The sequence below is a fragment of the Streptomyces coacervatus genome, from assembly GCF_029223485.1.
Classification (GTDB): Bacteria; Actinomycetota; Actinomycetes; order Streptomycetales; family Streptomycetaceae; genus Streptomyces; species Streptomyces coacervatus.
This window is the reverse complement of record NZ_JARHTP010000009.1, coordinates 309,900-322,852: the sequence shown is the minus strand read 5'-3', so window position 1 is coordinate 322,852 and position 12,953 is coordinate 309,900. Positions and strand designations below refer to the sequence as shown.

Sequence of the window (12,953 nt, the reverse complement as noted above, 5' to 3'; positions counted from 1 at the left end):
TCACTCCAGGGCGTGGACGGTGATCCGTGCCCCGGGGCTGAACTTCTCCAGCAGCTCGGCGAGTTCGGCCCCCGCCTGCTCGACCTCGGCGACGGGCATCGGCGCCAGGCTCTCCAGCAGGAAGATGCCCGAGCGCGTCTGTTCGGTGAGGCGGGTGCGCGGGCCCTGGCGCCAGTTCCAGCGGCGGCAGGTCACGCCCGCCTCGTCGCGCCACACCACCTCGCCCGCGTCGGGGTGCTCGACGACCTCCTCGCCGCCGGCCACGGTCACGAAGTCCTCGTCGCCGGTGGCCCGTACGAGCCGCATGCCGCCCTGGATCCGGTCGGCGTCCTCGCCTCCGACGGGGATCAGATGGGCCACGCTGATGGCGTTGTAGAGGTCGACGAGCAGATTGATGCGAGGCAGTCCGACGTCCGACAGAGCCCTCTTCGCCAGCGCCTCGGCCGAGTTGCGGGTGCGCGAGGGCTTGGAGCCGAACGCCGTATAGGTCTCGCGCCAGGCCGCCATGTGCGGGTCCTCGTGCGGGGCGCGCCCGTCCAGGCGCAGCGCAAGACGGCGGGCCGCGTCATCCAGGAGCGCCGAACTCTCCTGCGTACTGGGCCCGTTGACCAGTCCCTCAGCCTCGATCGCGACATGGGTGAAGCCGGGTGCGAGGGCGCGGACCTCGTCGGACACGGTCAGGGAGAGAGTCATCGCCTTGCCTCAGAGTGCGGTGGGGAGGGTCTTCCAGAGGTACGGCCGGTCGGGAGCGGCCTGGAGAACACTCAGTACGGTGGGATGCGGTTCAGCATACAGGACTGGATAGTCCAGCTCATTGAACTCCGGGTCGGGCACGAAGGCCAGTCGCTCGCCGTCGAGGGAGAACTGCGCGTCCACGCCCGGCTTGTTGCCCCGCGGATCCTGCCGATGCCAGGCGCCGTTGAAGCGCACGGCAACCAGGCCGTGCACCACGTCGAACTTCTGATAGCAGAGCGCGGTCGGGATGTCCTCGGCCCGCAGCAGGGCCGCCAGCGCGTGCGCCTTGGCGTAACAGATGCCCGTGCCCTGATCGAGGACGTCGGAGGCGCGCCAGGTGACCCGCATATCGCCGGAGTCCTGCGAGTGCGGGATCGTGTCGCGCACGAACTCGAAGGCCAGCCGCGCATAGGCATACGAGTCCACCGCCTTCCTGGCGAGCCGAGCCGCGGTCTCCCGCACCAGCGGGTGGTCATGGTCGATGACCTCGTCGGCGGCCAAGTATGCGGACAGGTCTGGGGTGTTCTGGATGAGCTCCATGTCCGCAGAGCATAGGAATGCGATCACCCGCCAGTCAATGACTTTACGAGCGATCGCATATCTATGCAGAGCCGGCTACCGTGCCATCTCCTCCTTCAGCGCCCCCACGAACGCGTCCACGTCCTCCTCGGTCGTGTCGAACGCACACATCCAGCGCACGACGCCCTCGGCCTCGTCCCAGAAGTAGAACCGGAACCGCTGCTGCAGGCGCTCGCTCACGGCGTGCGGGAGCTTGGCGAACACCCCGTTGGCCTGTACCGGGTACAGGATCTCCACGCCGTGCACGGCGTGCACGCCCTCGGCCAGGCGCTGGGCCATCTCGTTGGAGTGGCGGGCGTTGCGCAGCCAGAGGTCCTTGGCGAGCAGGGCCTCCAACTGCACCGACACGAAACGCATCTTGGAGGCGAGCTGCATCGACAGCTTGCGCAGGTGCTTCATGTGGCTGACGGCGTCCTGGTTGATGACGACGACCGCCTCGCCGAACAGTGCGCCGTTCTTCGTCCCGCCCAGGGAGAGGATGTCGACGCCGACCGCGTTGGTGAACGTCCGCATCGGGACGTTCAGGGACGCGGCCGCGTTGGCTATCCGGGAGCCGTCCAGGTGCACCTTCATGCCGTGCGCATGGGCGTGGTCACAGATGGCGCGGATCTCGTCCGGCGTGTAGAGCGTGCCGAGCTCCGTGCTCTGGGTGATCGACACGACCTGCGGCATCGCGCGGTGCTCGTCGTCCCAGCCGTACGCCTGCCTGTCGATCAGTTCCGGGGTGAGCTTGCCGTCGGGGGTGGGCACGGTGAGCAGCTTCAGACCGCCCATGCGCTCGGGGGCGCCGCCCTCGTCGACGTTGATGTGCGCGCTCTCGGCGCAGATCACCGCGCCCCAGCGGTCGGTGACCGCCTGGAGTGCGACGACGTTGGCGCCGGTGCCGTTGAAGACCGGGAAGGCCTCCGCCGTGGCACCGAAGTGGCTGCGGATGATGCTCTGGAGGTTGTCGGTGTAGTCGTCCTCGCCGTACGCGACCTGGTGCCCGCCGTTGGCCAGGGCCAGGGCGGCGAGCACCTCCGGGTGGGCCCCGGCGTAGTTGTCGCTGGCGAAGCCGCGGACCTCCGGGTCGTGATGGCGACGCGCGTCGGTCCTCGGGGGGTTCACGGCTTCTCGGTCAGCCACAGACGCTTTCCGTTCACTTCGGCGGCGGTCTTGCTCCAGACGTCGGTGATGGCCTCGGCCAGGTCCTTGACGTCCGTGAAGCCCGCGAACTTCGCATTGGGTCGCTCGGCGCGCATCGCGTCGTGCACCAACGCCTTGACCACCAGGATCGCAGCCGCCGACGTCGGCCCCTCGGCGCCTCCCGCCTTGCGGAAGAAGTCGGCCATGGCCAGCGTCCACGCCTCGGCGGCGGCCTTGGCCGCGGAGTACGCGGCGTTGCCGGCGGTCGGATTCGACGCGCCCGCCGCGCTGATCAGGACGTAGCGGCCGCGCTCACTGCGCTGCAGCGCCTCGCTGAAGGCGAGGGAGGTGTGCTGCACAGTGCGGATGAGCAGCAGCTCCAGGAAGTCCCAGTCGTCGAGACTGGTCTTGATGAACGTCTCGCTGCCGCGCCAGCCGCCGACGAGGTGGACCAGGCCGTCGACCCGGCCGAACTCCTTCTCGATGTGCGTGGCCCACTCCTGGGTGGACTCCAGGTCCAGCAGATCGACGGGCTCACCGGTGACGGTGGCACCGCCGGACGCATACCGGGCCGCGTCCACGGCCTCCGCGAGTCGCTCGGGATCGTTGTCCGCGGCGACGACGGTCGCGCCCGCCTCCGCGAGCCGGATCAGTGCCGCGCGCCCGGCGGGTCCGCCCGCGCCCGCCACCGCGATCACCGCACCGCTGAGAGCTCCGTTGCCGGCCATGTTCTTCGCCTCCTGAGCAGCGTGCGCCTTGTCTTCGTGCTCGCGGTCGCTCACGCGGCGACTCGCTCGGCACTCTCCGCCGTGATGCCCTTCGTGGCGGCGATCACGTTCTTCAGCTTCTTGGAGAGGGCCTCATAGAACATGCTCAGGGGAAACTCGTCCGGAAGCACGTCATCGACGAGCTTTCGCGGCGGCTGGCTCAGGTCGAGGGCGTCGGGGCCCTTGGCCCAGCGGGAGCCCGGGTGCGGGGCGAGGTAGGTGGAGACCAGCCCGTACGCGGCGAACCAGTGCACCAGCTTGGGGCGGTCGATGCCGTCGCGGTAGAGCTGCTCGATGTCGGCGCACAGCTGGTTGGTGACCTGCGGGGCGCGCTGCCAGTCGATGAACAGCTTGTTGTCGGTCCAGCGGACGACGTCGTGCTTGTGCAGGTAGGCGAAGAGGAGCTGGCCGCCGAGGCCGTCGTAGTTGCGCACGCGCTCGCCGGTGACCGGGAAGCGGAACATCCGGTCGAACAGCACCGCGTACTGCACGTCACGGGCCTGCGGGACGCCGTCGGCCTCCAGCTTCACGGCCTCCTTGAAGGCGGTGAGGTCGCAGCGCAGCTCCTCCAGGCCGTACATCCAGAACGGCTGGCGCTGCTTGATCATGAACGGGTCGAAGGGCAGGTCGCCGCGGCTGTGGGTGCGGTCGTGGACCATGTCCCACAGCACGAAGGCCTCCTCGCAGCGCTTCTGGTCATGGACCATCGCGGCGATGTCCTCGGGCAGCTCCAGGCCCAGGATGTCGACGGCGGCGTCGGTCACGCGACGGAAGCGTGCAGCCTCGCGGTCGCAGAAGATGCCGCCCCAGGAGAAACGTTCCGGCGCCTCGCGCACGGCGATGGTCTCCGGGAAGAGGACGGCGGAGTTGGTGTCGTAGCCGGCCGTGAAGTCCTCGAACTTGATGCCGCAGAACAGCGGGTTGTCGTAGCGGGTGCGCTCCAGCTCGGCCAGCCAGTCGGGCCAGACCATGCGCAGCACGACCGCCTCGAGATTGCGGTCCGGGTTGCCGTTCTGCGTGTACATCGGGAAGACGACCAGGTGCTGCAGGTCGTCCGAGCGGTTCGCGGCGGGCTGGAAGGCCAGCAGCGAGTCGAGGAAGTCGGGCACCTGGAAGCCGCCCTCGGCCCACCGGAGCAGGTCCTTGGCCAGGGCCTCGTGGTAGTCCCAGTCGTGCGGGAGCAGCGGGGAGAGCTCCTCGACGGCCTCCACGACACGCCGTACGGCCGCCTCGGCGTCCGCGCGCTCGGGTGCGCCCGCGGCGTCGAGGTCGATCGACCCGTCCTTGGACTGCCATGGCCGGATCTGCTCCACGGCATTCTTGAGCACGGCCCATGCCGGGTGCTCCACCACCCTGGTCACGGGAGGAACCCGGTCCCCCGAAGCCGCCTGCACAAGAATCTCCGTCATGTCCCATCCTCCACGGGAGTACCTCACGTAGGGAGGACCGTATACATACGAGCTTCCTCCCAGCAAGAGGATCATCGGAAGATTGTCCTGTGCACTCCCATGGTCACCGAACTTTTTCCTGCCGGAAACCGATCCGGCAGACATATGGGTATCGCGCGGCTACCCCGGGGCCCGACCGCCGAAACCGGCCACGGGTCAATCCCGAAAGGACTCGCCCACGCCAGGGTGATCGCCTCGCGGGTACAGGCCAGGCCTGCCCCTGGCGGCACGCCAATCCCCCGTGTACGCAGGGGTTCATCGCCGGGCGGGGCCGTTAGGCTGCGGCTCTGCCCGCGCGGCCGTCCGCTCCGGTCCGCGCGCGGAGCCGAGCCGCCGTCGACGGAAGCGAGTTGAACCTTGAACTTCCTTACCATCGGTCATCGCGGAGTCATGGGTACCGAACCCGAGAACACCCTCCGTTCCTTCGTCGCCGCCCAACAGGCCGGCCTCGACGTGATCGAACTCGATCTGCATCTGAGCAAGGACGGCGCCCTCGTCGTCATGCACGACACGGACGTGGACCGCACGACCGACGGCACCGGCCCGATCGCCGAGAAGACCCTCGCCGAGCTGCGCGCCCTGGACGCGGGCCGCGGGGAGCGCGTCCCGGTCTTCGAGGAGGTCCTCGAAGCCGTGCGGGTCCCGCTGCAGGCGGAGATCAAGGACATCGCGGCGGCGCGGGCGCTGGCCGAGGTCATGCTCAAACGGGACCTGATCTCCCGGGTCGAGGTGTCCTCGTTCCACGACGAGGCGATCGCCGAGATCACCCGCCTGGTGCCCGGCGTACGGACCGCGCTGATCGGCAGCCGCTATGGCACCGACATCGTGGAACGCGCCGTCGAAGCCGGTGCCGCGACCGTCTGCCTCAATATCCGCCGCCTCACCCTGGAGGTCGTGGAGCAGGCCCGCAAGGCGGACCTGCGGATCATCGGCTGGGTGGTGAACACGCAGGACCACCTGCGGCTGGTACGGGCGCTGCAGCTGGACGGCGCGACCACCGACTACCCGGAGATCAAGCGCACCGGCCGCTTCACGGCGTAAGCGGTTGTCCAAGCTCCTTGACCAGGAGCTCGAACTGCAGGTCGTCGCGCTGCGGAATGCCGAAGCGCTCGTCGCCGTACGGGAACGGGGTCATCCGGCCCGTACGGCGGTAGCCTCGGCGCTCGTACCAGGCGATGAGGTCGTTGCGTACGGAGATCACGGTCATGTGCATCTCGTGCACGCCCCAGGTATCGCGCGCCGTGCGCTCCGCCTCCGTGATGATCACCTTGCCGAGGCCCGAGCCCTGCAGCTGCGGGCTGACGGCGAACATCCCGAAGTAGGCGTGCTCACCGCGGTGTTCGAGCTGGCAGCAGGCGACGACGGCGCCGTCCCGCTCGACCGTCAGCAGCCGGCTGTCCGGCGACTTGATGACGGCGAGCACGCCCTCCGGGTCGGTGCGCTGCCCTTGGAGGATGTCCGCCTCGGTGGTCCAGCCGACCCTGCTGGAGTCGCCGCGGTACGCCGACTCTATGAGCGCGACCAGGGCGTCGACGTCGGCGTCGGTGGCGTCGCGGAAGGTCAGTCCGTTGGCGGCGGTCTCCATGGGCGTTACTCCGATTTCTGGGCGCGGCACGGGCACGGACGAGAGTATCGCCGCCATTAGGCTCCGGATGCATGGTGCACGTTCTCAGTAGCCGGACCCTTCTCCACCCGGGCGATCCCGAGCGCTCCCGCACGTTCTATGGCGAGCAGCTGGGCCTCGCCGTCTACCGCGAGTTCGGTACGGGGCCGGAGCGCGGCACCGTCTACTTCCTCGGCGGCGGCTTCCTTGAGGTCTCGGGCCGGTCCGAGACCCCGCCCTCCCCCGCCGTGCAGTTGTGGATGCAGGTCGAGGACGTGGCCGCGGCCCACGAGGAGCTGTGCGCCAAGGGCGTCGAGATCGTCAGGGCGCCGGTGAAGGAGCCGTGGGGGCTGATCGAGATGTGGATCGCGGATCCGGACGGGACCCGGATCGTGCTGGTGGAGGTGCCGGCGGACCATCCGATCCGGTACCGGCCGGGGATCTGAGGTCAGCGGGGGCGGTGTTCCCAGCCGCGGTCGGTGCGGGTCAGCTCCCGGAAGCCGGCGCCCAGCAGCAGGTCGATCGCCGTCTTGTCGCCGTCCCGCTCGTAGGCGAGGAGGCGGTCCGCCCCGCACAGGCGCAGCCAGTCCGCGGCCGCGGCCAGAAGCCGGTGCTCCAGGCCCTTGCCCTGGGCGGACGGGTCGATGTGCAGGTTGCCGATGTCGGCGAGGCCTGCCGCACGGGCCTGGCGCTCGGGGCGGGCCAGGGAGGTGTCGACCTCGATGAAGCCGAGGGCGCGGGTGCCGGCGTAGGCCGTGAAGCGGGTGCCGCACTCCCCCAGCTTCTGTTATGCGCTGTTGAGCTGTCCACGGACTATCGTCCAGCGTCATGTCGATCACCGGTTGGCGAGTGCATTTCACCTGTCGAGACATGGCGTGGCCGCGCGAAAAAGACCCCGTTCATGCGGGAGTTCAGCGCCCTGTTCGCCGACCTCGGTGAGGGGTTGGACGATCTGGGGGTGCCCGAGGGGCAGCCGTTCCTGATCAGTCCGGCGGGTGTGTACGACGTGGCGCTGAACCGGTATTTCTCGGTGTGGCTGGCGTCTTCGCCGTGGAACACCCAGGCCGCCCATGCCCGGGACCTGCGCACGTACTTCGACTTCCTGTGGTTCGCGCGAGGCAGGCGGGACTGGCGTGATGCGTCCATGGACGACCGGGCGGCGTACGAGTGGTGGCGGCGTCGTGATGAGCGTGGATCTCGTTTGGAAGACACGAGTTGGGACCGGGAGGTGTCCACGGTCAACCAGTTCTACCTGTGGGCGATCGAGCAGGACCTCGTCAGGGCAAATCCGATCCGTCAGCGCGCGGCTTCGGTGTGGTCGCCGTGGCGGGGCGGGGCTGGCGGCACGATGGTGCGGCAAGTGCCAGCGGAGACGTCGCACATGGGGCCACGGCGAGAGGTGAAGTGGCTGCCACCGAAGTCGTATCGGCTTTGGCGCAATGTTCGGGCTATGCGGCTTCGACTCGAAGGAGGTGCCAAGGCGCGGGTTCCGTGGGAGGTGGGCGGCGCGGAACGCGGCGTACGCGGATTCGATGGTCCGTACGGGGCTGCGGTTGTGCGAGCACTCGGCGCTGACGGTGTTCGATCTACCGGAGCTGCCGCCTGCGGCGTCAGGGATCGTCAACGCGCGAGCGGTGCTGCCGCACGCGATTTCCAAGGGGAGGTCGGGCCGGGCGGTGTACTGGCCGGTGCCGGTGCTGCGAGATGTGCGCGACTACATGGAGTGGGACCGGGCCGAGATGCTCGACTATGGGCGCTCGCGCGGCTTCTACAACCCGACGCGCCGGTCGCTGCTGGTGGAGGACCCGGCCGCGCCCCGGGGGCGGGTGGGTGGCCGGTGGGTGCCGGTGGCCCGCCTGGATGCGGAGGAGCGGCGCCGGCTGCTGGTGACGACGGCCGATGGCAGGTGGGAGCCGGCGATGGTGTGGCTGAACCAGTGGGGCCTGCCGATGACGATGTCCGGGTGGCAGCAGGTCTTCGCCGACGCCAACGCACGGTGCCGTGCCCAGGGCGTAGACGTGGGGGCGACGCCGCACATGCTGCGGCACTCGTACGCGGTGATCACGCTGGAGTTGCTGTGTCGAGGCCATTTGCAGGCGCTGGGCGAGATGAACGAGCAGCAGCGGCTGACGTACCAGCGGGTGTTCGGTGATCCGCTGAACTGGGTGCGGATCAGGCTCGGTCACCGGTCGGCGACGACCACGGCGCTCTATCTGCACACCTTGCAGGAGCTGGAGATGCGTACCCGGCTTGAACTGGTGCCGAAGGGGGCCTGGGAGCCGGTGGGCTTCAGCGACGAGGGCTGGCTCGAGCGGTCGGAGGTCGTCGCGTGAGCGAGGAGGCACCCCGCTCGGGGCGCGGCCGTGCCGCGGCTGTTCCCGGCGGCTTCTACGAGCCGCCTCCGACCGTGGAGTTCCCCGAGGACGGCGGGGCGCCGGTGGTGCGGTTCACCGGTGAGGACGGCCGCGAGTGCGTGTTCCGGTTCGAGGAGTTGCCGCTGCCGGGATTGCACCGGGATTTCGCGCACGCGCTGGGGGTGCGGATCGGACCCGGCGGCGGGCGCCGCACGCAGCGGGCGGCGAGCAGCCAGTGGCAGACGGTCAAGCGGTTCCTGCTGCTCCTGGACCAGCTTGCGGAACCGCCGCGGCGGGTGGAGGGGCTGCGGGTGCGTCACCTGGAGCGGTACCTGATGTCGAGGAGGCAGACGTGTGAGGAGAAGTCCGCCCGCCGGAACCTGCAGGATCTGCTGCGGATCGTGCGTGTTCTGCCCGGTCAGGAACGGCTGGACGGGGCTGTGGTGGACTATGCCGGGCAGCCCGGGCACGGCGTGGGCGCCCAGCAGGCCGGGCGGCCGGGGTACTCCGATCGCGAGTTCCAGGCCGTCATGGCCGCCGCCCGCTCCGACGTGGCCGCCGTCCGCGACCGGATCATGGCGGGCGAGAAGCTGCTGGGGCGTTTCCTCGACAACGACGAAAGCCTGTCGGTGGCTGAGCGGGAACAGGGGGTGCGGCTGGCGGCGATGGCGGCTACGGGCCGGGTCCAGGTCGACTACCGCGGGCTGACGGTGGGCGAGTACCCGGCGGCCTGCTACGCCCAGGCGAAGCAGCTGTTCGTGGTCGATCCGGACCTTGCCCCGCTGCTCATCTACGCGGCCGGGCTGAGCGGCCGTAACCCGGAGACACTGAAGGAACTGCCCGCCGAGCACCGGATGTTGGAGGAGCGCGCGGTGGCGGTCACGCTGACCAAGCGCCGCCGGGGCAAGGCCAACTCCCGCACGACGGTGCACTGGAGCGTCGATGAGGACCGCCCGTTGCGGACGATGGGCAGCTTCTACCTGCTGCTGCACCGGTTGATGGGCCGCAGCCGGGCGTTTTCCGGGACCGGGTCGGTGTGGTCGATCTGGGCGGGCAACGGTCGAGGCGGTGTCCTGAATGCCGCCACCGGCGGGCACATCGGGCCCTTCGATGCCGAGCTGGCCCGCAAGCTGAAGCTCGGGGCGTGGGCCGAGCGCCACGGCCTGGTCGGCGACGACGGCAAGCCGCTGCAGATGATGGTGACGCGCATCAAGAAGACCGTCGAGGTACGCACGGCGAAGCAGGTCGGAGGGCATCTTCCGTCCGCGCGGGTGACGAACACGGCGGGACACCTCCTTCACCCACTACCTGCGCAAGGACCCGTTCGTCGCCGAGTGGGCGGCCGACGTGCTCACGGAGGCGATCACCGACGCGGAGGAGAGCGCCCGCGCGGTCGTCGTCCGCCTCGGTGGCGGATCGGCTGCTGCCGTGCCCGATCAGGTGCGCGAGCAGGCGGCAGGGGGCGAGCTCGACACGCTGGCCTGTGCGTGCACGGACATCGAGCACGCACCCGGCGGTGGACGATGCCGCCAGTCGTTCCTGACCTGCTTCGGTTGCCCCAACGCCCTGGTGATGGATCGCCACTTGCCCGCCCTGCTTGCCCTGGCCGAGGTCCTGCGCGAGGACCTTCAGCGCCGGGATGCCGCGCAGTGGACAGCCCGGTACGGCACGACCTGGCAGATCCTCACCCGCGACATCCTGCCCCGCTTCAGCCCGGCCCAGCGCGCCGCGGCCCAGCAGAGGCAGCCCCACCTGATGCTCGATCTTCTGGAAGGGCCCACCCAGTGGTGATGACGCGAGCGGCCCAAGCCCCCGCACACCGCGCCGCAGTGCCCGAGGACGCCCTGGTCCTGGCCACGCGTCCGCTGCGCGCCGAGGCCCGGCTGGAAGAGACCTCCCGCTACGGCGATGACCTTTGGACGCTGACGCCGGCATGGCTGCGCGCAGACCGCAAGCCTCACCGGCTCGACTTCGCGCAGGTCCCGCCCTCGCACCGGGGCACCGCCAAGCTCCTGTTCTACGCCCTGCTGATCGAGGACACCCCGCCCGGCGAAGAACCGATCACAATCTCCAGTATCCGCGCCTACTTCACCTGCGTACGCCACTTCCTGCTGTGGGCACAGGGTCGCCGGCTCCCGCTGGCGCAGATGACGGGCGATGACCTGGACGCCTACCACGCCGAGCTGACGTCGCTGCGGCTGTCGGTCAGCGGGGTGTATCGCCACCGCCGCGCCGTGCGATTGCTGTGGGCCTACCGCTCCCGCCTTGCCGACCACCTCGGGCAGGACCCGCTGCGACGGCCGCTGTGGCAGGCATGGGCGCGCGCCAATCCGCGCCGGTACGACGAGAACCTCACCGACCGCATCCCCGAACATGTCATAGGGCCTTTGCTGACCTGGGCGCTGCGCTGGGTGGACGACTTCGCCGACGACGTGCTCGCCGCCCGCGTCGAGCGCGACAGCATCGACGCACGCCCGCCTGCCCACCCCGATCCGGTCGTGGCCCTGCAAGCCGTACTGGACGACTTCCGCCGGCGCCGACAGCGGCTGCCCACTGCACCCGCCCGGCTGGCCACCGGACGGCGCGGCAGAGAGGGCTCCCCGAACTTCGCCTACCTGGCCCGGCTCGCAGGCCATCCGTCATATCCGCTCAGAAAGGCCCGCCCTCGGCGTCTGATCGAGGAAGCAGCCCGCGACCTCGGCGCAGGCACCGACTCTCCCTTGCGTCACGTTCGTCAAGCGCAGGTGGACGGGCAGCGGTGGCTGGAGCAGATCTCCTACTACGACGTCGGCCAGTTCGAACGGCTGCTGCAGGTGTCCTGCTGGATCGTCATCGCCTACCTCTCCGGCCTGCGCGACTCCGAGATCAAACACCTGTGGCGCGGCTGCGTGAGCGCCCAACGCGACACCGACGGCTGCATCTACCGCTACCGGCTTCACGGACTGGCTTTCAAGGGCGAAGGCGTCCACGGCGCGGCTGCCACCTGGGTCGTCACCGCTCCCGTCGCACGAGCCGTCGCTGTCCTTGAACGCTGCCAGCCCGCCGACGAGCCCTACCTGTTCGCGCACCCGCTCAAATCAGCCAACCATCAACGCCACCACGTGGCCGGGCGCGTGCGGACCAGCGCCACCACCATCAAGGACATCACCGCACTGGCCAAGTGGATCAACTCCTACTGCGCTGCCCGTTCACGCCTGGATGCGATCCCCAAGGACAACGGACGCCTGCTGCGACTGACGCCTCGGCAGTTCCGCCGCACCCTGGCCTGGTTCATCGCCCGCCGTCCCGGCGGCACCATCGCCGGCGCCCTGCAATACCGCCACCAGCGCATCCAGATGTTCGAGGGTTACGCCGGCACCAGCGACTCCGGCTTCCGCGACGAGGTCGAGGCCGAAGAAGCCTTCGCCCGCGGCCAGTTCCTCGCCGAGCTGGGCGCCGACGACGACCGGCCGTCCCTGACGGGCCCCGCCGGAGAGGAAGCCGAAGCCCGGCTCGCCGAGCTCGCCCGCCACATCGTCTTCGACGGCCAGGTCGTCACCGACGAAGCCCGCCTGCGCCGCATCCTGGCCCGCCACGACACCCGCCTGTACCCGGGCACCTTCATCACCTGCGTCTACAACCCCGACCGTGCCCTGTGCCGCATGTCCGAGGGACCCGCCGATCAGCCCGTCATGGCCGACTGCAAACCGCTGGTCTGCCGCAACACCGCTCTCACGCCCGCCAACCGGCAGGCCCTCACCGGTCACTTCGCCCGTCTGGAGGACGCCCTCGCCGACAGCGACCGCCTCGCCCCCTACGTCCGTCACCGCCTTGAGGAACAGCACCGCGCCACCGCCGCGTTCCTCACCCGCCACACCCCGGAGACCGCCGAGTGAAACGCGCCCTGCCCGGCACCGAGACCGTCAAAGCCGCCATCGACACCGTCCTTGCCGAGGCCGCAGCCCGCGGACGGCGCCCCACCGTGACCGCGATCGAGCGGCTCCTGGACATCCCGCACGCTACCTTCCACCGGCGCTACGCCGACCTGATCGACGTGCACTTCCGGCCCCGCATCCCGGCGCTGGCCCGGCCTGCGACGCCGACGGAACCCTCCGGATCCGACGTACGTACGGAAGCCAACCTGAGCCGGCTGCGGAAGGGGAACACCGACCTGCGCCGCACTCTCGCTCTGTACGAGGAGGCGATCCGCCAGCTGGCCATCGAAAACGACGCACTGCGCAGCGGCGGCACCGTTCTTCCACTGCCCAGCCGCAGCACGCCCGCGCCACCCGGGCCGTCCTGAATCCGACACCCCCGCTGGCGCCTGGCGTGGATAAGGTCGCTGGGCGTGGCGCTCAGCCGA

At 69.7% G+C, this 12,953-nt stretch carries 12 protein-coding genes; 5 read left to right on the top strand and 7 right to left on the bottom strand.

Annotation, left to right across the window (positions count from 1 at the left end):
- The 5 genes from P2Q00_RS23835 to P2Q00_RS23815 all read right to left on the bottom strand — a co-directional run bounded on the left by P2Q00_RS23835 (nt 1) and on the right by P2Q00_RS23815 (nt 4,615).
- Complete coding sequence (locus P2Q00_RS23835) at nt 1–693, bottom strand: B3/B4 domain-containing protein (RefSeq protein WP_275774698.1); 693 nt, start codon at nt 691–693, stop codon at nt 1–3.
- A gap of 9 nt (nt 694–702) precedes the next feature.
- Nucleotides 703–1,275 carry a transglutaminase domain-containing protein gene (locus P2Q00_RS23830; protein WP_275774697.1) on the bottom strand — a complete coding sequence of 191 codons (573 nt, stop codon included), beginning with the start codon at nt 1,273–1,275 and terminating at the stop codon, nt 703–705.
- Between the two features lie 75 nt (nt 1,276–1,350).
- On the bottom strand, nt 1,351–2,421 hold the full coding sequence (locus P2Q00_RS23825; protein WP_275774696.1) for a threonine aldolase family protein: 1,071 nt from the start codon (nt 2,419–2,421) through the stop codon (nt 1,351–1,353).
- Nucleotides 2,418–3,167: an SDR family NAD(P)-dependent oxidoreductase gene (locus P2Q00_RS23820; protein WP_275774820.1), complete on the bottom strand. Its 750-nt coding sequence runs from the start codon at nt 3,165–3,167 to the stop codon at nt 2,418–2,420. The genes P2Q00_RS23825 and P2Q00_RS23820 overlap by 4 nt, the downstream gene beginning before the upstream one ends.
- Before the next feature lie 50 nt (nt 3,168–3,217).
- Nucleotides 3,218–4,615 (bottom strand): DUF6421 family protein, encoded by a 1,398-nt coding sequence (locus tag P2Q00_RS23815; RefSeq protein ID WP_275774695.1) that lies wholly within the window; start codon nt 4,613–4,615, stop codon nt 3,218–3,220.
- A gap of 396 nt (nt 4,616–5,011) precedes the next feature.
- Here P2Q00_RS23815 and P2Q00_RS23810 point away from each other — a divergent pair, with 396 nt between their 5' ends.
- Entirely contained in the window at nt 5,012–5,695 is a 684-nt protein-coding gene (locus tag P2Q00_RS23810; protein WP_275774694.1) for a glycerophosphodiester phosphodiesterase, read from the top strand.
- Here P2Q00_RS23810 and P2Q00_RS23805 read toward each other — a convergent pair.
- On the bottom strand, nt 5,685–6,239 hold the full coding sequence (locus P2Q00_RS23805) for a GNAT family N-acetyltransferase (protein WP_275774693.1): 555 nt from the start codon (nt 6,237–6,239) through the stop codon (nt 5,685–5,687). The genes P2Q00_RS23810 and P2Q00_RS23805 overlap by 11 nt on opposite strands.
- 71 nt (nt 6,240–6,310) lie before the next feature.
- Here P2Q00_RS23805 and P2Q00_RS23800 point away from each other — a divergent pair, with 71 nt between their 5' ends.
- A complete protein-coding gene (locus P2Q00_RS23800; protein WP_275774692.1) occupies nt 6,311–6,703 on the top strand; it encodes a VOC family protein in 393 nt (130 codons plus the stop codon).
- A 2-nt stretch (nt 6,704–6,705) separates the two neighbouring features.
- Here P2Q00_RS23800 and P2Q00_RS23795 read toward each other — a convergent pair whose 3' ends face one another.
- The gene (locus tag P2Q00_RS23795) at nt 6,706–6,963 is read right to left on the bottom strand and encodes a GNAT family N-acetyltransferase (RefSeq protein ID WP_275774819.1); all 258 of its coding nucleotides are present in this window, start codon (nt 6,961–6,963) and stop codon (nt 6,706–6,708) included.
- Nucleotides 6,964–7,789: 826 nt separating this feature from the next.
- On the opposite strand from P2Q00_RS23795, the gene P2Q00_RS23790 reads away from it, so the two are divergent.
- From P2Q00_RS23790 to P2Q00_RS23780, 3 genes are read left to right on the top strand one after another with little or no spacing between them, the layout of a single operon-like run.
- Nucleotides 7,790–8,590, top strand: a complete 801-nt coding sequence (locus P2Q00_RS23790; RefSeq protein WP_275774691.1) for a site-specific integrase — start codon at nt 7,790–7,792, stop codon at nt 8,588–8,590.
- A complete protein-coding gene (locus P2Q00_RS23785) occupies nt 8,587–12,486 on the top strand; it encodes a site-specific integrase (RefSeq protein WP_275774690.1) in 3,900 nt (1,299 codons plus the stop codon). Before P2Q00_RS23790 ends, P2Q00_RS23785 begins: the two co-directional genes overlap by 4 nt.
- On the top strand, nt 12,483–12,893 hold the full coding sequence (locus tag P2Q00_RS23780) for a hypothetical protein (RefSeq protein WP_275774689.1): 411 nt from the start codon (nt 12,483–12,485) through the stop codon (nt 12,891–12,893). The genes P2Q00_RS23785 and P2Q00_RS23780 overlap by 4 nt, the downstream gene beginning before the upstream one ends.
- Nucleotides 12,894–12,953 lie beyond the last annotated feature (60 nt).

Coding starts and splice junctions, on each gene's coding strand:
- P2Q00_RS23835 (WP_275774698.1), bottom strand. CDS start 693: ATGACTCTCTCCCTGACCGTGTCCGACGAGGTCCGCGCCCTCGCACCC.
- P2Q00_RS23830 (WP_275774697.1), bottom strand. CDS start 1,275: ATGGAGCTCATCCAGAACACCCCAGACCTGTCCGCATACTTGGCCGCC.
- P2Q00_RS23820 (WP_275774820.1), bottom strand. CDS start 3,167: ATGGCCGGCAACGGAGCTCTCAGCGGTGCGGTGATCGCGGTGGCGGGC.
- P2Q00_RS23815 (WP_275774695.1), bottom strand. CDS start 4,615: ATGACGGAGATTCTTGTGCAGGCGGCTTCGGGGGACCGGGTTCCTCCC.
- P2Q00_RS23805 (WP_275774693.1), bottom strand. CDS start 6,239: ATGGAGACCGCCGCCAACGGACTGACCTTCCGCGACGCCACCGACGCC.
- P2Q00_RS23800 (WP_275774692.1), top strand. CDS start 6,311: ATGGTGCACGTTCTCAGTAGCCGGACCCTTCTCCACCCGGGCGATCCC.
- P2Q00_RS23790 (WP_275774691.1), top strand. CDS start 7,790: ATGGTCCGTACGGGGCTGCGGTTGTGCGAGCACTCGGCGCTGACGGTG.